Source organism: Acinetobacter johnsonii CIP 64.6 (assembly GCF_000368045.1).
In the GTDB taxonomy this organism is placed as follows: Bacteria; Pseudomonadota; Gammaproteobacteria; order Pseudomonadales; family Moraxellaceae; genus Acinetobacter; species Acinetobacter johnsonii.
Window position 1 is genome coordinate 932,523 of sequence record NZ_KB849235.1, and the last position, 23,864, is coordinate 956,386.

Below are 23,864 nucleotides of genomic sequence, written 5' to 3' on the forward strand. Positions count from 1 at the left end.
AAAACCTGATTATTTCACTCTGATTTCACGTTATAGTAAAAATAATGAAGAAATAAAAATGGATAAAGGGAACACGATGGAAGAAACAACCGAGACAAGAGAAAAGTGTCTTCAACACAAAGACAATAAAAAAACCATTCGACATGAAGATTTTGTCGCAGGTATTAGTAAAGGCATGGCTATTCTCGACAGCTTTGGTACTGACCGACATCGTTTAAATATCACTATGGCAGCAGAACGCACAGGCATGACCCGTGCCGCGGCACGACGCCATTTACTCACCCTTGAATATTTAGGCTATTTAGAATCTGATGGTCATTATTTTTATTTAACCCCTAAAATTCTTAAATTTTCAGGGTCTTACTTGGGTGGAGCACATCTTCCCAAAATTTCTCAGCCTTTGCTAAACTTGCTCACCAATCAAACCTCACTCATTTTTTCCGTTATGGTTCTAGATGGCTATGAAGCCATTACCATTGCACGCAGTGCCGCGCACCAGCAAACGGATCGTGTCAATCCTTATGGCCTGCATTTGGGAAATCGTTTACCTGCACATGCGACATCGGCAGGCAAAATTTTACTGGCCTATCTAGATGATCAGGAACAGTGTGAATGGCTGAATCAGTATCCGCTACAACGCCTAACCAAATATACCCATACCAACAATGAAACGTTTCTGGCCTTATTGCATGAAATTCGAGAGCAAGGTTGGTGTTATTCATGCGAGGAACATGAATTGGGCGTACATGCCCTTGCGGTTCCGATTTATGGGCAACAGTTAAAAGTGGTTGCAGCCTTAAATATTGTTTCCCCTACCATGCGCACAACCAAAGAGTATTTAATTCAACACATACTGCCATTACTACAAGAAACCGCACGCGAACTACGTAATATTCTTTAACTGTTCCACCTTCGGCATAACTTTATTTAATTTCATGCTGTACACACTTCAGCACGTACAGCATTTTCTGTTGAAAATATTATTTCACCACAACTTTTGGATTAGAGTTACCCCACATGATGTATACATCTGCCAGCAAAGCGCCATTGTATTCTTCCAAATCACTTTGCTTCACTGTTGCACCCCCTTGTTCGCCAAACAAGACCACTTCATCATTGGCACGAATATCTGGAAAATCAGTGACATCCACCATAGTAGTATTCATGGAGGTGCGCCCGACTACAGGCACTTTATGCCCTCGAATCAATACATAGGCTTTATTACTAAACGCCCGTCGATAACCATCTGAATAACCAAGTGGTAAGTTCGCCAATAGTGAATCACGCTTCAAAGTATACGTTTGGTCATAGCCAACTGTTGTGCCTTTCAAATAGGCATTGACTGTTGCCACTTGAGTTTTAAAGGTCATCAGCTTTTTATATTCAACTCGATCTGGAAGGCTGTCACCATAAATCACACCGCCTGCACGTACCATATCTAGGTGTGACTCTGGAACCGTCAAGGTCGCAAAAGAATTTGCGGTATGTAAAGTCAGTGCTTCTCGCTTTAATTTGGCTTTTTTAATTATCCAATCCGTTTGCTGGTTAAAGACAGCCAAACGTTCACGCACATATTGTTCATCTTCCACAGCATAATGCGTCATGATGCCCACCAGCTTTAAATTTGGCAGTTTGGTCATGCGTAGCGCTTGCTGTTTACCTAGTGCACTGTTCAGCTCTAAACCGTTTCGATCCATCCCCCCTGCATTTAAACCCAAATGATACGCAAGGGTTAAACCTTGTTGTTTTGCCCATTCTGACAGGCGCTGTGCTTGTTCATAGTTCCCCAACAACTCTTCCATGTTTAAGGAAGCAGCATTTTGGATTTCTTGGTCAGTCGCAGCACGTAGTCTTAACAGCCTTCCCTGATAACCAGACTTGCGCACCATCGCGGCTTCAGCATTACTGGTAATGCCAACACAGGGCACATTGAGCTTAATAATACTCGGCATCAACAGTTCAATCCCGTGACCATAAGCATCGGCTTTCATAACCGCACAAATCTGGCTTTTGTCCTGTAGCTGCTGTTGTAAGGTCTGAATATTCTGCTCAAAGGTCTGCACATTAATTTCGACCCATGCATTGGCCTGTGGTGCTGCCACTTGTGTCGCTGAAAGATGTGGCGTCAATAACGGTGCGGCAAAACTGCTCTGTATATGTAGTAATCCTGCACCCAACATGCATGCCCAAAGTGTTGCTTTTTTCAAAATAAATCCCTCTGTTTTGCGATAAAAATAAAGGGGGAATATTCCCCCTCTGCTCCTTAATTATTTTCTGGCATTTCATCCTGTTCAATGCGGCGACCATGGGTCAAAATCCAGTTACGCTCAGCATATTTTTTCGTTTTATAGTAATAAGCAATACCCAGTCCAATAAACCAAAGTGGAGAGAACGCCAAAGAAATCATGGTGTCATGATCGAGCGCCAAAATCGCCACCACAAAGATTAAGAACAATAAGGTAAACCATGCCATAAAACGTCCACCCGGCATTTTATACGCCGACTGTTCATGCAGTTCAGGCGCTTTTTTGCGATAAGCCAAGTACGACAAAATAATCATGGCAAAGGTGAAAATACACAAAATCGAGGTGAAGGCTGAAATGATGATAAATGCCGTCATGACATCAGGCACAATGAACAAAATTGAAGTACCCACCACCACACAGAACATCGAGAACATTAAGCTCAGTACTGGCACTTTGCTTTTCGACAGTCGAGCAAAACTTTTCGGTGCATCTTTTTCTACCGCTAAACCGAACAACATACGACTGGTGGCAAACACACCACTGTTCGCGGAAGACATCGCAGAAGTAGCCACGACAAAGTTGACAATACTGGCTGCTGCGGGCAAGCCAATCAACGTAAACATTTCAACAAATGGACTTTTGTCTGGAGAAATCTGCGACCAAGAAGTGACTGCGATAATACAAACCAAAGCACCGATATAGAACAATAAAATACGTAATGGAATTGAGTTAATCGCGCGTGGTAAAGCATGATGCGGATCTTTAGTTTCTGCTGCTGTGGTTCCCACCAATTCAATACCGACAAAAGCAAATACTGCGATTTGAAAACCGGCCAAGAAGCCCGTTAGACCATAAGGGAACAGTGACTCTTTCTCGACCACATGGGCTAAAGATGCTTTCACACCATCTGGAGAGACAAAACCAATCGTAATCAGATAAATACCGATCAAGAGGAACATAATGATCGCGATAATTTTAATTAAAGCAAACCAGAACTCCACTTCACCAAACAGTTTTACTGCAACAAAGTTCAATAAAGTCAAAATGGCAATGGAGGTGAAGGCGGGTATCCATGCGGGGAGATCGGGATACCAAAACTGTGCATAACCTCCAATCACAATCACATCTGCAATTGCGGTGACAATCCAACTGAGCCAGTACGACCAGCCTAAAAAGAACCCTGCCCACGGTCCCAAATAAGCAGTTGCAAAGTCTGCAAAAGATTTGTAATTGGTATTAGAAAGCAGTAGTTCCCCCATCGCACGCATGACGAAGAAGAAGAAGAAGCCAATAATGAGGTAAGTTAAGATGATCGAAGTACCCGACACAGCGAGTGTCTTGCCCGACCCCATAAAAAGACCTGTACCAATGGCACCACCAATCGCAATCATCTGAATATGACGATTGGTCAGTGAGCGTTGCAGTTGTTCTTCCTCAACTGACTCGTAATGATGTCCACCCAGTAAATCACCGTCTAAAGGCTCTTTTTGTTGATGGGTCTGTTTTCCATTCATCATGTTTTTACTCCAATTTACAACCCAATGGGTGTAAATATGGGACTCAGATTTAGATAATTCCTTATTTCATCTCAGTCCAAATTTAAGCTACATATTATTTTTCAATAACATTAATTTTTATTATTCAGCACCACACTATTCATCTCTTTATGGCGGCAAAATAACACTCACACAGGCTGCAAAACCCATGCCTAATTTAATTATTTAATATTAAAAAACAGTAACTTAATAAAAACACAACGCAAAATCATCCATCGATTATAAGTACGCTTATGATCGACAGATGAAAATATTGAATTAATATTTTTCTCAATATCCATATATTCAATTCCATTGAAAATTAATTTAACGACTTAAGTTCGATAAACCACCATCATCACATTTAATAAATTGACTGAAATCATCAAGGATGAACCTCAGTTAATATCAGCCCTGCTCTTAATCCCTTTTTCACTTGAGTATTCGGAAATAAAATTCGAACCTGCTCAGGTGCAGTCACATACGGTTTGCCCTGTTGCAGAGCAATCACGGCATCGGTTTCGAACACGGAAAAATTAGGCGCAGAATCTGCCAAATTAAGCTGGAAGTCATCTTCAGTTTTGATGATCGAATCAACGACTCGAAAAGTTTGAATTGCTTGTTTTTGACGGATAGGTAAGGACTGTTCACTCACCACGGCGCGAAGCACATGATTAATCGCGGCGAAAGCTGCCAAATCATTTTGGCCAAAGGGTTTGGCATGACCAAGTTCAAGCGTCGAACTGGCTGCTTGAAACTGAGAGCTGCTAAAGTGCGTAAAGGTACGACCTACTGCATTGTGATACACCAAGGCATCCAATTCCGCAGCTTTTAGGCTGTCCAGCATCACCGCATCATAGTCATGGGTTTGATAAGGAAATAAGGCAAAAGTCGGCAACAAAGATGGGCGAATCGCAGTGTGCAAATCGTAATGATAGCGTCGCACTTGAGCTGGACTATCATTAAAAAAAGCGGTGACGATCTGTTCTAAGACCGCCACCCGCTGCGCTTCAACTGTATCGGTAAATTGTTGATAAGCCCCGCAGAACATGCGGTTCATATCATTTTCAACATAACGTTGCCCTGTGCGAATCGCGATAGGGTTACCTAAAATCAGTAATAACTTAACCTTGAGCTCTAATGCCCCTGCAAACAAATCTTGACTCAACTGCGCCAACAACTCGATTGGCGCAGTTTCATTGCCATGCACACCCGCGGAAAGCACGACCGCTTTTTCATAAGCCTGTTTCGGCGTAGAAGATAGCACCCCTTCAGCCAACCATTCCCAACGAAAATCATGCTGTACGCCATGCGCTAAAGTCGGGACACGTTGTGCTAAAACATCACCTAGAAAATCTATCATCTGCTTTCCCTGCACGATTGCTTAACGTTGGAAGTGATACACCGAACCTAAGTTCAAAATTTGCGTCAGTTCATCTAACGCAGTACGGCTTTCAATCAGTAATTGCGGATCAGCCAAATCTTGCTGCGCCAACTGATCGCGATAGTACTGATCCACCCACGTATTTAAACGGGTAAACAAGGCATCATTCATGAACAGGTTTGGATTGATCGCATTCAGTTCTGCTTCATTCACCGCGACACGTAAACGTAAACATGCAGGGCCACCGCCATTGCGCATACTTTCACGTAGGTCGAAGACTTTGATGTCATCAATCGGCGTACCCATTTGAATCATGTCGTTTAAATAACCCCACACTGCTGGGTTTTGACGTGACTCTTCAGGCACCACAATGCTCATCCCGCCATCGGCACGCGTGAGCAATTGGCTATTGAACAAATAAGTATTGACCGCATCTTTCACAGATACACGCTGATCAGGCACTTCAATGGACACGAATTCTTGACCCAAGCGCGCCATTTTTTCGCGAATTTCTGCCAACGCTTCCGATTGGTTCAAAAATGCATGCTGATGGTGGAATAGGACGTTTTGGTTACTCACCGCAATCACGTCGTTGTGGAAGACCCCTTGGTCAATCACATCGGGATGCTGCTGGACAAATACCGTTTGTTCCGCTTTGAGTTGGTGTAAACGTGCGACTGCTTCACTCGCCTCACGCGACTGGCGTGCAGGATAGTGTTTCGGACCGATACCACCACCGAGGAACTGCTGACCATAGACAAACACTTGCACGCTGGCTTGATCATAAGCACCGCCTAAACGGTTATGGTTTGCCGCGCCTTCATCCCCAAACAATGCCACAGGTGGCAGCGCTTCATGATGGGCGAAGTGACGCTCATCCTTAAACATCGCTGCCATCACGCGTGACGTAGTGTCATGCTCAATTGAACGGTGGAATTTGTTATTCAAATTTGCCGCAGTAAAATGCACACGACCATCTGCACTGTCTGCCGAAGGTGAAACGGTTGCCGCATTGGCAGTCCACATACACGATGCAGAACTCAACGCTGACAACAATGCAGGTGAAGTTCGCATCGCTTGTTCAATTACGCTGTGATCATCCCCACGAAAACCCAATTTACGCAAAGTCGGGACATGTGGACGTTCTTGCGGTGCAAATACACCCTGCTTTAAGCCCATGTCAGCCAAAGCTTTCATCTTTAACAGACCTTGCTTGGCAGCCAACTTCGGGTTGGAAAGATTATTTTGGTTTTTGGTGGATGCCTCGTTTCCGAATGACAATCCCGCATAGTGATGCGTTGGACCGACTAAACCATCAAAATTAATTTCATAGCCTGACATTTCTAAACTCCCTTTTTGTCGACTTACAGCACAATGCCTGGCGATAATTTTTCAGGTAGGCTTACCTGCTGACTTTCCAATGATGCCATTGGCCATGCGCAGTAATCTGCGGCATAGAAGGCACTGGCACGATGGTTTCCTGATGCACCAACACCACCAAATGGCGCGGCACTTGAAGCGCCTGTTAATGGTTTGTTCCAGTTCACAATACCTGCACTCGCTTCAATCAATAAACGATCAAACAGCTCACGGTCAGGTGAAACTAGACCCACCGACAAACCGAATCGAGTGGCATTCGCTAGTGCCAAAGCCTCATCGAAATGGTCATAACGATAGATACAGCTGAGTGGGCCAAAATATTCTTCATCTGGCACATCGCTGACATGGGTCACGTCTAAAAGACCCGGACTTAACAAGCTGCTGTTGGCATCCGCTTGAGTCACGGGGAGCAGAACTTGAGCCCCTAAATCGATCAAGCGTTGTTGTGCTTGTAAAATTTGCTGTGCAGCATGTAATGAAATCACACCACCCATAAACGGTTGTGGCTGAGCATCCCACTGACCCACGACCAAGTTACGGCTGACTTCAACCAAACGTTGAATGAAAGCATCACCTACAGCACCATTTTTAATGATTAAACGACGTGCACAAGTACAGCGCTGACCCGCTGAAATAAAGGCAGATTGGACGGTTAAGTTCACGACCGCATCAATATCTGTAATTTCATCGATAATTAATGCGTTGTTACCGCCCATTTCTAGAGCAAGAATTTTTTCTGGAGCACCAGCCAATTGTTTATGCAGGTGGTAACCCGTATTGGCACTGCCTGTGAACAACAAGCCATCAATTTCATGCGACTGCGCAAGTGCCTCACCTGTGCTACGACCACCTTGTACCAAGTTCAATACGCCTGCTGGTAAGCCTGCTTCTTGCCACAACTTCACGGTTTCTTCTGCTGTCCACGGCGTAAGTTCACTTGGTTTAAAAACAATGGTATTGCCCGCAATCAGGGCAGGGACAATGTGACCATTTGGCAAGTGACCTGGGAAGTTATATGGGCCAAATACAGCCAACACACCATGCGGACGGTGACGTAAAGATGCAGCACCATCTGGCATTTCCGTCAGACTTTCACCTGTACGTTCGTGATAAGCACGTACTGAAATCGCCACTTTGCCAATCATTGACTGGACTTCAGTCAATGTTTCCCAAATCGGCTTACTGGTTTCACGACTAATAATCGTTGCAAGCTGTTGTTTGTTTTGTTCTAACAAGCTGGCAAATCGTTGAATAATTTCAAGGCGCTCAGCTAAAGGACGGCGTGCCCAAGCGGCAAATGCAGTACGAGCAGACTGACAAGCCTGTTCAACTTGCTCAGCAGTCGCTTCCGCACCGTGCCAAATTGTTTCTTGTGTGACAGGATCAAGTTTGTCCCATGCTGTACCTTGCGCTGGAGACCATGTCCCGTTTATATATAAATTCCCTTGTGACATTATTTTTGCTCCATCTTATCTAAAGGCAACATACGAATGCTTTGCCCTGCTTGCACACCAAGGGCATGCGCTTGTTCTACCGTTAAACTTAAACTGTCTGTCTCAGCCGCATGCTGAATTAAAATCGCGCGATAGTCTTGATAGCGATCATTCGCCACCAAATAACGCCCTGCACCTTCTGGTACGCTATCGACAATTTTGACGGCATAAGTGCGACTTTCTTTGACTGCACGCAGGCTACTGACTTCCGCTTCAAGCGTCGGGCCTGCATCAAAAATATCGACATAACCTTGGTAACACAGCCCTTCCGACTCCAACACACGAGAGGCAGGAACGGTCTGAGGATGTACCTGTGCAATCACTTGTTGTGCGGCCATCGGCAGTAAGTCGATATACACAGGAAAACGTGGCATCAACTCCGCAATAAAGACTTTTTGTCCAATACCACTGAGGTAATCCGCAGTCGAGAAGTCCATATTGAAAAAGTGATGGCCTAAGGCATCCCAAAATGGCGAACGGCCATTTTCATCCGAATAACCACGCATTTCTGCAATCAGCTTATTTTGAAAAGCCTGTTTAAAAGCAGCAATAAACAGAAAACGAATCTTCGACAGAAGTTTTCCATTTTGGTCTTTGCGGTACGCTGGATCTAAAAACAGCGTGCAGAGTTCGCTACAACCAGTATGGTCATTGCTTAAAAACAGCGTATTTAAGGTTTTATAAACATTCAGAGTTTGTGAGGCACGGACTTGTTTGCCCACATGGTAGTTATAGAAAGGCTCAGTTAAACCCACTGAAACTTCAATTGCACTGACGCCAACCACACGTTGTAACAAGGTGTCTTCTAGGACAAATAAATAACCCTGCTCACTTGGTGTTGCTTGACCCGCTAAAGTCTTTTGCGTGCGTGCAATACGAGCCGATAAGATCTCTTTATTTTGGGGTAAAGAAGTCAGGCCAATGCCAGACTTCCCCGCCAGAATGTAGATATCATCTAAATCTCGATGCTCTGCATGTCTAACAATCATCATAACCAGTGGCCTATCACGCGCCAACAAAGCGCGCGAGCGCACGTTCAAAGCGTTGTAAACCTGCTTCGATATCTGCTTCTGGAATAATTAATGATGGCGTGAAACGAACGACATTTGGACCTGCAACCAGCGCCAATAAGCCTTCTTCGCCCGCTAAAGTCACGATGTCTTTGGCTTTGCCTGCATATTCAGCTTTCAGTACACAGCCGATTAATAAACCTTGACCACGGACTTCTTCAAATAGGCCATAACGTGCATTTAACTGGTTTAAACCGTCGGCAAAAATTTGCGCACGTGTACGTACACCATTCAACACTTCTGGGGTATTGATCAAACCAAATACGGCATTGGCTACAGCAGACGCCAATGGGTTACCACCATAAGTCGTACCATGGTCACCCACCACAAACACGTTGGCAAACTTATCTGTTGTGATCATGGCACCAATTGGGAAACCGCCGCCGAGTGCTTTGGCTGTGGTTAAAATGTCTGGGGTCACATCCGTATTCATATACGCATATAAAGCACCTGTACGACCGACACCTGTTTGCACTTCATCAAAAATCAGTACCGCACCATGTTGGTCACACAGTTCACGTAAGCCTTTTAAAAACTCAGGACTTGCCGTAATTACACCACCTTCACCTTGAATCGGCTCAACAATCACCGCACACGTGTCTGCATCAATCGCTTCACGTACTGCGTCTAAATCATTGAATGGTAAGTGGTGAATACCTTCTGGAAGTGGTGCAAAATCTTGTGAATATTTCGGTTGGCCACCTGCCGTAACCGTAAATAAAGTACGACCGTGGAAAGCATTTTTAAATGCAATAATTTTATTTTTGCGTGCAGAGCCTGAAAGTAGGCCCACTTTGCGCGCAAGTTTCAAAGCCGCTTCATTGGCTTCTGCACCAGAGTTACAGAAGAACACTTTATCTGCAAAGGTGTTATCAACTAATTGTTTTGCAAGCGCAAGTACGGGTTCATTGGTATAACCATTGCCAATGTGCCAAAGCTTTTGACCTTGTTCAACCAAAGCTTTCACCGCCACAGGGTGAGCATGTCCAAGCGCATTGACCGCAATACCGCCTGCAAAATCGATATATTCCTTACCTTGCTGATCCCATAAACGAGAACCTTCGCCACGCACAGGAATAAACTGAGCGGGTGCAAAAACTGGCACCATGTACTGATTAAAATCTTGGCGAGCGGGTTGAGTATTATGGTTCATGGTTTGTTCGTCCTTAATAAATCTGATGTTGTTCTTTCTAATAATATGGTGTGCCCCGAAGGGCACGGAACTTCCCCTAACCTGGGAAAATTCCTCGTTCTTTACGTGCTTTTAAGATACGTTTACACGCCAAGATATATGCTGCCGTACGTAGGCTGCACTGCTTTTCGCTTGCAGTGAACCAAACGTCTTCAACTGCTGACATCATGAGTTTGTCTAAACGTTGGTTAATTTCTTCTTCTGTCCAGAAGTAGCTCGCCATGTCTTGAACCCATTCGAAGTAACTCACGGTTACACCGCCTGCGTTACACAGTACGTCAGGTACAATCGTAATTTTACGTTCTAATAGAATGTCTTCTGCGTCTGGATAAGTTGGACCGTTCGCACCTTCCAAAACTAATTTTGCAGTCAATTTTTGCGCACGTTCAGCAGTAATCTGACCTTCTAAAGCCGCTGGAATTAAAATATCCATTTCAACTGACCAGAACGCTTCGTCTTCAATTAAAGTCGCATCTGGGAAGCCAGCTACACCTTTATGAATCGCAACGTAGTCTTGTAGCTGCTTAACGTCCATACCTTCAGCATTAAAGATCGTGCCTGTATGGTCTTGTACACACACCACTTTCGCATTGGCTTTATGGAATAAGTAACCCGCTTCGCTACCCACGTTACCGAAACCTTGGATCGCTACACGACTGCCTTCAAGCGCAAGATTGATTTTCTTAGCAACTTCTAAACCAGTCACAAATACGCCACGACCTGTTGCACGCACACGGCCTAAAGAGCCACCCAAGTGCACAGGCTTACCTGTCACAACACCTGTTACGGTATGGCCTTTGATACTTGAATAGGTATCCATCATCCAACCCATGATGTCTGCATTGGTGCCTACATCTGGAGCAGGAATATCGACTTGTGGGCCAATCACTAGGCTAATTTCGCTAGTAAAACGGCGAGTTAAGCGTTCAAGTTCACGTGGAGACAATTTGCGAGGGTCTACACGAACACCACCTTTAGCGCCGCCATACGGTAAGTTCAATACCGCAGTTTTAATCGTCATCCACGCTGAGAGTGCCATGACTTCATTGAGTTCTACGTCTGGATGATAACGAATACCACCTTTACCCGGTCCACGCGACAAATTGTGCTGTACACGATAACCTTCGAAGTGCTGGATCGAACCATCGTCCATCACGATTGGTACATCAACAATCAAAGCGCGCTTTGGACGCTTTAAAGTATCGATGAATGGAATTAAGTCGTCTTCCAGATATGGCGCAACACGGTTAATCTGTGCAAGATAGGTCTGCCAAGCGCCACTATTGTCCATTTCATATGACAAAGACATGATGTTTCCCTTTGAAAATTTGGTGAATCAAATCCATTAAATAGATATGAGACATTACCCGCAGAACACATCGCCTCAGCTCGATGTAACGTTCATGTGAATACTGCTCAATATGCATAGTATGAAAAATCAAACTGCGCCGAAAAAGTTGTAATTTTGATTAAAATGAAATAAATTTCATCAAATTGATAACAGGAAAAATCAAAATGAATGATGCGGACAGTCAAATCCTCGGCTTACTGCAAGACAATGCGCGTATCTCGATTACCGAGATTGCCAACAAGCTCCGTATCTCTCGAAATACGGTGCAAAAGCGTATTGAATATTTGGAAACCAGTGGCGTCATTACAGGCTATACAGTGCGGATTAAACCGGGGACTGAGAAAAATAGTATCCGTGCTTGGATGAATATTATGGTCGAAGGCACCAAGACCAGTGCGGTGGTCAAAGAGCTCCGAATCGACCCTGCCGTGCATACCTTGCATAGCACCAATGGTAAGTGGGATCTGTTGGTAGAATTGAAGTCTGACAGTTTAGAAAACTTTGACCGAATTTTAGAACGAATTCGAAATATTTCAGGAATTTACAATACTGAAACCAGCATTTTACTGTCAACCTATAAAGTTTAAAGTCGATAAAGACAATCTGGAAAATTTATACTTCTCTCTAACCTGCTTCCTTTAAAAGCGAAAAGACACTGTAAATTAGATCCTGAACTGAAACTCTACAACCAAGAGATCAACAAAAGAAGAATTGGGATTGAACATGTATTTGGCAGCCTAAAAACGTTCAAAATCCTTGCAGAACGCTATCGAAATAGAGGTAAAAGACTAGGTTTGAGATTCAATTTAATTGCTGGAATCTATAATCTAGAATTGAGTAAAAAATGATTTATGAAAGAGGTTCATAATTCACCTATTTTGCTTTTTGAATTTTATCAATATAAAAATCAATATCTTTTTCTTTATAGCCTAAAAGATGCCCGATTTCTCGTTCTAAATCTATATTTATTTTTGTGATATTTAATTGTTTATTAATTAATTCTAATAATCTATAAGCATTATCTTTTTCATTATGTATATAAAAAATATATACATCAATCTCTAAGTCTTTCAGTCTAGATTTAATCTTACTAAAAATTAAATTTATCTCACCATTATCACAAGGTTCTCTGAATTCTTCTGGAAAAAAATCAAATAATGCAATTTTTTTTTGATTTACTTTCATTAACTCAAGTTCTATTTCTTCGTGTGGTCCAATTTTAGGATTGCTAGTCATATATTTGTCTCTAGAATAAAAGATAGGAGTAAGACTTAAACTCCTATCTTTGTTAAATTACTATTGTAGCTTAACGTAACAATGCTGACAGTAGTATGGTGAGGCAGAGTTTTCCTAAGTTACTAAAATTTAGGTTACAACTTGTGTATGAGGTCTGCCTAATTCTGTAAATTTATTTAATACGGCTACGCGTGCATGGATCTCATTCACTTGGCTGTCAAAATTCCTTACACTGAGTTTATCGCCTAATAACTTGATGCAATGCATCTTAGTTTCAACCAAACTTCGCCGATGATAGCCTGACCATTTTTTCCATAGTGTCCTGCCTGAGAAGCACTGCTTCGCAAGATTAACTGTTCGTAGTAATTCATTTCGCTCTAGCGACCTGGTCTTTGTATCTTTCCAAGGCTTCGCATTTTTTCTAGGAGGAATCACTGCATGTACTTGCCGATCTGCAATGACCTGACGGCATTGTTTTTTATCATAAGCCCCATCTGTATAGACTGAATCAATGTGTTCATTCAACGGAATTTGATCTAGTAAATCCACAAGGACTTGCGAATCACTCACGTTATTGGTTGTAAGCTGAACTGCTCGTATTTGTAGGGTTTTAGAATCTATCCCAATATGTAGTTTACGCCATTGGCGACGATATTCAGGTTGATGTTTCTTACGTTTCCATTCACCTTCACCTAAGATCTTCAAGCTCGCGGAATCGACGATGAGCAATATATTGCGCAAGGCAGTCCATTGCAACTCTTCTCATAGCTAATTTGAATATCAATATGCTTTTGTCTTCTATAAAGCGTACTGTAATCTGGTGCTGCCCAATTTAATCCGCAAAGGTTAATCAGACTTTGAACAAAACCTGTGACCATGCATAAAGAGAGTCTGAATAAAGATTTGATCATTAAACAGCATTGAATAGCGGTGTCAGAGTAAGTTTGATTTCGACCATGCTTGCCTTGTAATTGTGCATACCACAGGGTCTTTGGATCGAACCAAATGGCAATATTCCCACGATTAATGAGCGCTCGGTTATATGCGGGCCAATTGGTTGTGCGGTAGATTTTGTGTGTAGGCTTCTTCATGTGGAAATTATATTGCTGAAGAAGCCCTTAAGAACAGCTTTGTGCAACAAAGCCGCTCTGGAATGAAAAGAGGTGAGTTCCCATTTTATAAGAAAAATAATTATATATTGTATGATTTAGATAGCGGAAGAAAATTTAAAGTTTATTTTTCGTTATATTTAGATAAATGTAATCCAGTTATTATTTGGATAAATGTAATCTAGGTTATTATTTAGATAAATGTAATCCAGGTTATTATTTGGATAAGAAGGTTTTTTTAAATATTTATCTGTGGAGAGTGGGATAAACTATCTATATTACATAAAGCTAGAGATAACATCTTCACTGAAGAGTATTTTATTGAAAAATATAAGAATGAAAATAAAATTATTTATATTTTTTACATTTCCTATATTTATTTTAATATTTTATTCCTATATTTGTTATGCTTTAACAATAATTTAAAAACAGAAATTTAATTTTATCAGGTTAATTATACATTATATTTACAATCCTCATGATCAAACCATTTTTTGAATCACACAATAGTCTAAAATGAATCCCCCTCCTCCAATAATACGCCCATAAAAAATCAGCCTTGAATGGGCAAGGCTGATTCTTTAACTGATGGTTGCGGGGTTATCTTAAACAGATAAGTCCACGCACAAATATTTCATTTCGAGATATTCATCGATACCAAATTTAGAACCTTCACGACCTAAGCCAGACTGCTTCACACCACCAAAGGGTGCCACTTCATTTGAAATCGCGCCCGTGTTGATGCCAACCATACCGTATTCAAGCGCTTCACCAACACGCCACTGACGTGCCGTGTTTTGCGTAAATAGGTAAGTTGCCAGACCAAACTCAGTGTCATTGGCCATTTGAACCGCTTCTTCTTCCGTTTTAAAACGGAACAAGGGTGCCAATGGACCAAAGGTTTCTTCTTTCGCGACTTTCATCTCTTGCGTCACTTCGGTTAAAAGTGTCGGTTCAAAGAAAGTACCACCTAGGCTTGAGCGTTGACCACCGGTTTTAACCTGCGCACCTTTACTGATGGCATCGGCAATATGCGACTGTACTTTTTCAATCGCAGCTTCATCGATCAGCGGCCCTTGGGTTGAAGTCTCAACTCGGCCATCACCCACTTTTAAGTTCGCGACAGCAACTGCCAGTTTTTCAACCAAAGCATCGTAAATACCATCTTGTACATAAATACGGTTGGCACATACACAGGTCTGTCCGCTATTGCGGAACTTGCTGGCCATAATGCCTTGTACTGCTTGCTCAAGATTGGCATCATCAAACACCAAAACAGGTGCATTACCGCCTAATTCTAAAGACAGTTTTTTGATGGTTGGCGCACATTGTTGCATCAAGATACGACCGACTTGAGTTGAACCGGTGAAGCTCAACTTTTTCACCGTGTCGCTTTCACACAATGTTTTACCCACTTCGCTTGAATCACCACTGATGTGTAATAACACGTCTTGTGGCAAACCAGCACGCAGTGCTAACACTTCTAAAGCATAAGCTGTTAAAGGCGTTTGCTCAGCAGGTTTCACAATCATTGAACACCCTGCTGCAATGGCAGGTGCTGCTTTACGTGTGATCATTGCTGCGGGGAAGTTCCACGGCGTAATTGCTGCCGTAACACCAATCGCCTGTTTGATCACCAACAAACGCTGGTTCGGCAGTGTTGGTGTTAAAACTTCACCATCGATACGGCGTGCTTGTTCAGCAAACCAACGAATAAATGAAGCAGCATAGCCAATTTCACCACGTGCTTCAGCTAAAGGCTTACCTTGTTCAGCAGTCAAAATCTGAGCCAATGACTCTTTATTTTCCTGCATCAAATCAAACCAAGCCCAAAGCACATCAGCGCGTTGTAGAGCTGTTTGTGCTTTCCACGCAGTTTGTGCCTTTTGAGAACGAGCAATCACTTGCTCAACTGACGCGCGGTCATGGGATTTCACCCATGCCAAGGTGTCATGTGTTGCTGCATCTTTCACTTCGATATAACCGCCATTTTCAGGCTGATCAAAACGGATATCTGGATGCTGTAATAAATCTTTATATTGCGCTTGAAGCATAGTCATTACTCTTCAATTATGCTGCAGCAGAAAGTGCAAAACCTTGTTTTAAAATGTTTAAGCCAGCACGGAATTGTTCTGCAGGAATCGTTAAAGGATATAAGAAGCGGATCACATTACCATAACGACCACAGGTCAAAATAAGCAAGCCATTTTGCATTGCATAGTTTTGAATTGCTTTCGCTTGATCCGCCGTTTCCAACTCAATCGCGACCATTGAACCCAACGCACGAATTTCTTGGACTGTAGACGAAGACTGTTTGAGTTCATTCAGAACTTCAACCAACTCTGCGCCCAATACATTTGCACGTTCGCAAAGACCTTCTTCTTCAATCACGTCCAGTACGGCATGTGCAGAAGCTACAGCCACTGGGTTACCTGCATAAGTCCCACCTAGACCACCTGGGTTTGGTGCATCCATCACTTCAGCACGGCCAACCACACCAGAGATTGGGAAACCACCACCAAGACTTTTCGCCATCGTGATTAAATCGGCTTTGGTCTCGTAGTGATCCATGGCAAATAACTTACCAGTACGTGCAAAGCCTGTCTGTACTTCATCTGCAATAATCAAAATACCGTGTTGATCACACAGCGCACGTAAACGTTTTAAGAATTCAGCAGGAACAACGTTGAAACCGCCTTCACCTTGAACAGGTTCAAGCACAATAGCGGCTACATCATGTGCCGCAATATCTTCTGCAAAAATGTCTTCAATGCTTTCAATTGCAATATCTACAGTAATGCCCTTTGACTCTACTGGGTAGCGTGCATGGAAAACGCCTGCAGGCATCACACCAAAGTCACGTTTGTACGGTGCAGTTTTACCCGTCATTGCCATGGTCATAAATGAACGACCGTGGAAACCGTTACCAAAAGTCACAATACCGTGACGACCTGTGTAAGAACGTGCAATTTTCACTGCATTTTCTACAGCTTCAGCACCAGTAGAGAAGAATGTTGTTTTCGCTTCACCTGCAATTGGCGCACGTGCATTAATACGTTCAGCCAAAGAAACATAAATTTCGTACGGGACAACTTGGTACGCTGTATGGGTGAATTTAGTTAATTGTTCAGTAACAGCAGCAATAATTTTAGGATGACGGTGACCTGTGTTCAGTACCGCAATACCGCCTGCGAAGTCAGTATATTGATTCCCTTCAGCATCCCAAATGGTGGAATTTTCTGCTTTCTCCGCATACCATTGACACATGACACCAACGCCACGAGGAGTCGCTTTTAGTTTACGTGCGTTCAGTGCAGAGTGTTTACTGTCCATTTTGTATCCTCATTCTTGATTCATACATTTATAAAATTTCAGCGTCCCGATCATGCTTTTTGCTGATATACAAAGGACGTGGGGTTTATTGCATTTTGCGCTTTTATTGGCACTAGACGAGAGCCACTTTTCATCAGACAGATGGAGCCAATTCACCTTCCCCCTTTATAATCATTTTCCAGATAAAATATTTATTTATTAAAAATTAATAACTTAAAAAATATAAACTTAAAAAAGGCATACTTATACAAGAGGGCCATTACGGTATTCAACCGAATCACCCAAAATGCTAAAGAAGCCCAAAATTCAGCAAATGACTAGGCTAACCTAGAAACCATTTATGTCCTTCTTTAGGCTTTTCTAATTGTATTTTCAAGCCGTTGTACGCGATTATGTAAATCATCTAAAAAAACTTTTGCTTTGGATGCGACTTGTGTATATTTCCAGCCCCTTAGTCGCGGGCATTTGCTCCCAACGTCTACAAGCGAAATGCTTTACAACGGCTGCCTGACGAGATAATTTTGCATTTATGGTAATCGCTCACGAAAAGCCATTTTAATATTGTAGGAGAGAGCCAATTGCGTAGCTTGCTTGGAGATTATTTACTGCAACGATTACAGCAAGATATTGACGGAACCCTACAATTGCGGTTGTTTCGCTGCTTACGCAACGCCATTATTGACAGTGTGCTCGCACCCAAAACTCGCCTACCTGCATCACGTGATTTGGCCAAAGAAATTAAAGTCTCACGCAATACCGTGCTCAGTGCATATGAACAATTACAAGCGCAAGGTTATGTTGAAGCACGTACAGGCCAAGGCACATGGGTCGCTGAAAAACTACCTGAATCCTTTTTGGTCAAAGCTGAAAATACCAATAGCCAAACTCAAGAAAAAAAGCCCCAGCAGAATTATAATTTGTCGCAACGCGGTTCCTATCTCATCGGCTATTCAGCTGCATCGCCTTACCAATGGGGCGCGTTTGTGCCCGGTGCACCCGATGTCACAGAATTTCCGCACCATATTTTTAGCCGTATTCAGACCCGCCTCAGCCGTGAACCCGAAATCAACAGTCTCATTTATAGCAATGCGGGCGGTTGTTTAGAGCTGCGCCAAGAACTGGCGGAATACCTCAAAATTGCACGTTCGGTGCAATGCGATGCAGACCAAATCATTATTACTGAAGGGACACACCAGGCGATCGATTTGGTTTCACGGACCTTAAGTGACCCTGGCGATGAAGTTTGGATTGAAGATCCTGCTTATTGGGGGGCACGTAATATTTTACGCATTAATGGCGTAAATCTACGCTCCTTGCCTGTCGATCAAGAAGGCATTATTCCTGACCTAGACCCTAAAACCCCACCTAAACTGATTTTTGTGACGCCTTCACATCAATACCCTTTAGGCTCTCACTTAAGTTTAGAGCGTCGTAAACAACTGATTGCCATCGCACGCCAGCATAAAAGCTGGATTGTGGAAGATGACTATGACAGTGAGTTCCGCTTTTCGGGTCAGCCCTTCCCTTCTTTACAAGGTTTGGAGCCAGATGCACCTGTCATTTATATGGGAACCTTCAGTAAAACTATCTACCCTGCGTTGCGCATTGGTTATTTGGTGGTCCCTAAAAAGCTGTTTTCACCGCTGCGTATTGTGGCATCGGAACTATATCGGGGCGGGCATTTACTGGATCAAAAAGTCTTGGCAGAGTTCATCCGTGAGGGCCATTATGAAGCACATATTCGTCGTATGCGTTTACTCTATAGCAAGCGTCACGCCTTTTTAATCGATCTGATTACACGTCATCTTGGGGCAGATTTCCTGCATGAATACAATACCGCTGCTGGTTTACATTTGATTTTAAAGCTGCCGAGCAACATGGATGATGTGTTGATTGCCAGCAATGCACTTGATCAAGGCGTAAAAGTTCGAGCGCTGTCACAGTACTATACCAAGCATTATTCAACACGGCAGAAAGGACTACTATTAGGCTTTGCCTGTGTCCGTGAACAGGAAATATTGGTGGCTTTTGGTGTGTTACTCAAATGTCTGCGAAATTCAGGAGTTCGTACGTTGAGTTGATTGTTTTTATAAATTAGATACTTAAGTTTTTTTTACAACCATTCTACTTACGACTAAAGACGCAGTTACAAAGCTGAGTTTTGCTGCTTCATTCTATAAATTATTGAGATGAGAGTAAACATTGGCTCCCCAGCTTTTCATATTTTAGCTGCAATTGGCTCCTTCCAAATGCTAAAAAATGGCTCTCGTTTACTGAGAACAAAAAAGAGAGATTAGGTGCATACATAAACAACATGTAACCGTTTTGTAGCCAAAGTGTGATTTTTCACGCTTTGACAGAAATATCAGATTTATTCATTTTTGCCTTAATAATGATAAAGCCTCTGATCATTCGGTTACAGTTTTAAAGGATGAGTAGTCCGAAAAAGGCTTTGCCCCCTTTTGAAACTACCTCCTTAAGATTAAGGAAAATTATATGGAAGCACCTAAACAAAGCGCTGTGCCGGATGCATCTCAGGGCTTAAAAAATGGACTTAAGTCGCGTCATCTCACCATGATCTCGATTGCAGGTGTCATTGGTGGTTCACTGTTCATCGGCTCGGGAAATGTTATCTATTCAGCAGGCCCTGCTGCAGTTTTGGCCTATGCGTTTGGTGGATTACTCATTCTGTTAATCATGCGTATGCTAGGTGAAATGGCCGTTCTCAATCCAGACAGTGGGTCATTTTCAACCTATGCAGATCGTGCCATTGGGCGTTGGGCTGGTTTTACCATTGGCTGGCTGTATTGGTGTTCTTGGGCTTTGCTGATGGGCTGGGAAGCCTATGTCGCAGGTAAAATTCTCAACAGTTGGTTTCCCTTTATCCCAATCTGGGGTTACATGCTGGTCGTAATTATGTCCTTAGTTTTGGTTAACTTACAAAATGTCAAAAACTATGGTGAATTTGAGTTTTGGTTTGCACTCATCAAAGTAATTGCGATTGTGATTTTCTTAGTAATTGGTAGCTTGGCTATCATGCATTTATGGCCATGGGGTCAAGCAACTGCATCAGGAATCACACATTTAACTGCGGACGGCTTCATGCCGAATGGTTTCTCGGCAGTCATCACCGCCTTACTCGGGGTTATGTTTGCCTACATCGGTGCTGAAATTGTTACGGTTGCGGCGGCAGAATCAGAAAATCCAGCCCGTGAAATCCGTAAAGCGTCTAACTCCGTGGTTTGGCGAATTATGTTGTTCTATGTCGGTTCAATGTTTATTACCGTCTGCCTAATTCCACATAACAATCCACTATTAAAAGATCCAACGTGGGGAACCTATAGTGTGACTTTGTCAGCACTTGGCATTCCAGAAGCAAAACACATTGTAAATTTTGTAGTACTGACCTCGGTATGTAGCTGCTTTAACTCGGCACTTTATACCTGTTCACGGATGTTATTTTCACTGTCAAAACGTGGCGATGCACCGAAAAGCTTCGGTTCAATCAACCGTAATGGTAGTCCGTGGATGGGCGTTCTAGTGTCGTCATTATTTGCACTGGTGGCAACGTACCTTACTGCAACTGAAAGTATGAATGTCTATGACATCTTTATGTTAGCAACAGGTACAGCAGCGTTGTATGTCTACCTGACCATTGCCTTCTCACAATTACGTATGCGTAAAAAATTAGAAGCCGAAGGACAAGTGATTGACTTTAAAATGTGGTTATTCCCTTGGCTCACTTATCTTGCCATCGCATTTATCATTGGCGCACTCATTACCATGCTTGTGGAAGGCACCTACTTCAAAGAAGTGACTTACACTAGTTTACTTGCTCTGTTTATTGTTGGATTGGGCATCTGTGCACAGAAATTTAACTGGGGAAAGCATGCTCAAGATAAGCCGATGAACACTCAGGCGGACTTGACCAACAATCTGTAATGTTAAACTAATGTCAGATTGAGCAAAATTCAACATACACTAAAACCAATGGCCTCCCAGTGAAAGCCATTGGTTTTTTAGGCTAAACTCAGAAATAAGTTTAATTTTCACTCAAATGTTAGCCGCCGTTTTTATCTATCTTTTTGTATTCATATACTAGAAAACTGTCAGTCTGTTTGATATTGCAGAGCCCTTTCAGAAAAAAATTTTGTATAGATTGCCGCCTCACTTTTAAGTGCTTTCACTATTCCCTTTATTCTAATAATTTTTATATAACACTTGAATAAAAAGCAAACGATTATCATTTACGGATTTCGCTAGTCAGCTTATCATTTCACAAACTTACAAATTCTCCATATTTTCTTCACATTTAACCTATACATCATTTTAAGGATCTCTTGTGTCGCTCCCTCAGTTCAAAAAATCAGTCCTCGCACTCTGCTTATTTCCCTCCATACTTTATGCAGCCGATACAGCCCCTACTGTGACGCTTAACCCGATAACTGTGCAAGCCGAAGGCAACTGGTTAGATGAAGCCAATGCACAGAAAGTACTAAATCATGCTGGAGCGCGTACAGTCATTCAGCGTGATGAGTTGATTAACCGAGGCGCAACTTCTGTCAAAGAGGCTTTACGCACTGTGCCTGGTATTCAAGCTCCTGAAAATGCAGGAACAGCTGGGAGTGATGCATCGTTAAGCATCGGTGTCCGTGGTTTAACGTCACGGTTTTCACCACGCTCACAGGTACTCGTGGACGGTGTTCCACTTTCATTTGCCCCTTATGGTCAATCACAACTCTCCTTAGCACCCACTAGCTTAGGCAATATTGAAAGCATCGACGTGGTGCGTGGTGCGGGCTCTGTTCGCTTTGGGCCACAAAATGTAGGCGGGATTATTAACTTTAACTCGCGTACAATTCCTGAAACCTTTGCTGGAACGGTAGACCTCACTACAGAAATTGCAGAAAACGGTCATGTAAAATTTAGCCCCAACTTATTTGTGGGTGGAACCTTAGACAACGGTTTAGGCTTAGCGTTGTTATATTCTGGCGTTAATGGAGAGGGTTTTCGCGATAAAAATGATGACTCTGACATCAACGATATTCGCTTAAAAGCAGCTTATGCAATAGATGAATATGCAAAAATTGAAGCCAATCTACACCGCTACGATGCAGATGTAGATATGCCTGGAGGTTTAACCCCTGCTCAATTTGCTGAAAATCCATATCAGTCCTTGCGCAATCATGATTATATGAAAGGGCATCGTACTGACGGTTCAGTTAAATACAGCTATAAAAAAGATGACAATGCCTTTGAGCTTTTGGCCTATCACACTGACACCTTCCGTGATGCAGGAATGGAACGTAGTGGATCAAAACTGTACCAAACGGCGCCACGTAATTATAAAGTGACGGCAATCGAGCCGCGGTATTCGCATGCATACCAACTTGGGACTACTGAAAATGAAGTTTCTGTGGGCTATCGCTATCTACATGAAACCAGTGAAGAAGCGGTTAATCGTGCAAGCTATAACACGGTCACAGTCCCTACAAATGAATATGCTTGGACCAAAGCAGACGGGAAAACAGATGCACATGCATTGTTCATCGACAACCGCACAGATGTGGGTGCATGGTCTCTGATTCCTGGTGTTCGTTTTGAGAAAATCAAAACCACCGAAAATATGTACAAATTAAATAAAGATGCATCGGTACTCAACGGAGTACATGCTGAAAAATCCTATGATGCAGTATTACCAATCTTTTCAGTCATGTATAAAGCCAATGATTTGTGGAATATTTTTGCAAACTACGGTAAATCTTTTGCACCACTACAATATAGCCAAATGGCTAATACCAATGCGTCAGGTGCCTATCTGACCATGCAAGGCTTGCAACCTGAAAAAGCCAATAATTATGAAATTGGTACACACTATTTAGACCCATATCTATCCCTAGAATTCACTCTGTTTTATATTGATTTTTCTGATGAATTAAAACGAGATGATGCAACTCAAACTTACTCAAATTTAGGTGCCACTGAACACAAAGGAGCCGAGTTCGGATTTAAATATAATCTCGGTGCAATCAGTGACGAACTCAGCGGTATTTCGCTATATGCCAATACCACTTATACCAAAGCAACCGCATCTGCTGGGGAAAACAAAGGACAAGATCTCGACTTTTATTCACAATTGGTCGGCAATGCTGGAATAGACTATAAAGTTGATCAATGGACACTAAACACTAATTTCTACGGTCAATCTGGTCAAACCGCATCGGGCACCCATGATGCTACTGGACGCTATGGCAACATTCCTGGTTATGGTTTAGTGGGTGTTCGGGCATCCTATGATTTTTCCAACACACAACTCAATGGTCTCAAAGTGGGCTTCGGTGTGAAGAACCTATTTGACCGTGAATACTACACTCGTTCAGCGGATCAAGTCGGTGGAATGTATGTAGGTGCGCCACAAACGTATTATCTACAAACCTCATTTGATTTCTAGACACTCAATTCTAGAAAAGCAAATATTCAGGCAGAGACACCTCTCATTCATCTTTGCAAAAGTGATGTCCTCGCCTGAAACAAC

17 protein-coding genes and 1 pseudogene are annotated in these 23,864 nt (G+C 42.7%); 6 read left to right on the forward strand and 12 right to left on the reverse strand.

Features of this window, described 5'->3' with window-relative positions; translation table 11 throughout:
- Positions 1-76: 76 nt before the first annotated feature.
- Complete coding sequence (gene pcaU / locus F986_RS10335) at positions 77-901, forward strand: IclR family transcriptional regulator PcaU (protein WP_004694744.1); 825 nt, start codon at positions 77-79, stop codon at positions 899-901.
- 79 nt (positions 902-980) lie between these two features.
- Here pcaU and alr read toward each other — a convergent pair whose 3' ends face one another.
- From alr to F986_RS10375, 8 genes are all read right to left on the reverse strand, one after another.
- Positions 981-2,207, reverse strand: a complete 1,227-nt coding sequence (gene alr / locus F986_RS10340) for an alanine racemase (protein ID WP_004694746.1) — start codon at positions 2,205-2,207, stop codon at positions 981-983.
- A gap of 56 nt (positions 2,208-2,263) precedes the next feature.
- Complete coding sequence (locus F986_RS10345; protein WP_004694749.1) at positions 2,264-3,763, reverse strand: amino acid permease; 1,500 nt, start codon at positions 3,761-3,763, stop codon at positions 2,264-2,266.
- Positions 3,764-4,166: 403 nt separating this feature from the next.
- Positions 4,167-5,144: a succinylglutamate desuccinylase gene (gene astE / locus F986_RS10350; protein ID WP_004694752.1), complete on the reverse strand. Its 978-nt coding sequence runs from the start codon at positions 5,142-5,144 to the stop codon at positions 4,167-4,169.
- 21 nt (positions 5,145-5,165) lie between these two features.
- Complete coding sequence (gene astB / locus F986_RS10355; protein ID WP_004694755.1) at positions 5,166-6,506, reverse strand: N-succinylarginine dihydrolase; 1,341 nt, start codon at positions 6,504-6,506, stop codon at positions 5,166-5,168.
- A 23-nt stretch (positions 6,507-6,529) separates the two neighbouring features.
- On the reverse strand, positions 6,530-7,999 hold the full coding sequence (astD, locus tag F986_RS10360) for a succinylglutamate-semialdehyde dehydrogenase (protein ID WP_004694757.1): 1,470 nt from the start codon (positions 7,997-7,999) through the stop codon (positions 6,530-6,532).
- Positions 7,999-9,030 (reverse strand): arginine N-succinyltransferase, encoded by a 1,032-nt coding sequence (gene astA / locus F986_RS10365; RefSeq protein WP_004694759.1) that lies wholly within the window; start codon positions 9,028-9,030, stop codon positions 7,999-8,001. The genes astD and astA overlap by 1 nt, the downstream gene beginning before the upstream one ends.
- Positions 9,031-9,043: 13 nt before the next feature.
- On the reverse strand, positions 9,044-10,261 hold the full coding sequence (locus tag F986_RS10370) for an aspartate aminotransferase family protein (protein WP_004694761.1): 1,218 nt from the start codon (positions 10,259-10,261) through the stop codon (positions 9,044-9,046).
- Positions 10,262-10,337: 76 nt separating this feature from the next.
- On the reverse strand, positions 10,338-11,612 hold the full coding sequence (locus F986_RS10375; protein WP_171057595.1) for a Glu/Leu/Phe/Val family dehydrogenase: 1,275 nt from the start codon (positions 11,610-11,612) through the stop codon (positions 10,338-10,340).
- Between the two features lie 203 nt (positions 11,613-11,815).
- Here F986_RS10375 and F986_RS10380 point away from each other — a divergent pair, with 203 nt between their 5' ends.
- Positions 11,816-12,238, forward strand: a complete 423-nt coding sequence (locus tag F986_RS10380; RefSeq protein WP_004694764.1) for an Lrp/AsnC family transcriptional regulator — start codon at positions 11,816-11,818, stop codon at positions 12,236-12,238.
- Positions 12,239-12,280: 42 nt separating this feature from the next.
- Entirely contained in the window at positions 12,281-12,499 is a 219-nt protein-coding gene (locus tag F986_RS17910) for a transposase (RefSeq protein WP_256732999.1), read from the forward strand.
- A 25-nt stretch (positions 12,500-12,524) separates the two neighbouring features.
- On the opposite strand, the gene F986_RS10385 is transcribed toward F986_RS17910, so the two are convergent.
- The 4 genes and pseudogenes from F986_RS10385 to gabT all read right to left on the reverse strand — a co-directional run bounded on the left by F986_RS10385 (position 12,525) and on the right by gabT (position 17,329).
- Entirely contained in the window at positions 12,525-12,887 is a 363-nt protein-coding gene (locus F986_RS10385; protein WP_004694767.1) for a hypothetical protein, read from the reverse strand.
- 129 nt (positions 12,888-13,016) lie between these two features.
- Positions 13,017-13,978 (reverse strand): annotated as a pseudogene (locus F986_RS10390) (IS5 family transposase).
- Positions 13,979-14,601: 623 nt separating this feature from the next.
- Positions 14,602-16,050: an NAD-dependent succinate-semialdehyde dehydrogenase gene (locus F986_RS10395; RefSeq protein ID WP_004694774.1), complete on the reverse strand. Its 1,449-nt coding sequence runs from the start codon at positions 16,048-16,050 to the stop codon at positions 14,602-14,604.
- A 16-nt stretch (positions 16,051-16,066) separates the two neighbouring features.
- On the reverse strand, positions 16,067-17,329 hold the full coding sequence (gene gabT / locus F986_RS10400) for a 4-aminobutyrate--2-oxoglutarate transaminase (protein ID WP_004694776.1): 1,263 nt from the start codon (positions 17,327-17,329) through the stop codon (positions 16,067-16,069).
- Positions 17,330-17,907: 578 nt separating this feature from the next.
- On the opposite strand from gabT, the gene pdxR reads away from it, so the two are divergent.
- From pdxR to F986_RS10415, 3 genes are all read left to right on the forward strand, one after another.
- Positions 17,908-19,410 (forward strand): MocR-like pyridoxine biosynthesis transcription factor PdxR, encoded by a 1,503-nt coding sequence (gene pdxR / locus F986_RS10405; RefSeq protein WP_004694777.1) that lies wholly within the window; start codon positions 17,908-17,910, stop codon positions 19,408-19,410.
- A gap of 415 nt (positions 19,411-19,825) precedes the next feature.
- Positions 19,826-21,271 (forward strand): amino acid permease, encoded by a 1,446-nt coding sequence (locus F986_RS10410; RefSeq protein WP_004694780.1) that lies wholly within the window; start codon positions 19,826-19,828, stop codon positions 21,269-21,271.
- Between the two features lie 400 nt (positions 21,272-21,671).
- Entirely contained in the window at positions 21,672-23,780 is a 2,109-nt protein-coding gene (locus tag F986_RS10415; RefSeq protein ID WP_004694781.1) for a TonB-dependent receptor family protein, read from the forward strand.
- Positions 23,781-23,864 lie beyond the last annotated feature (84 nt).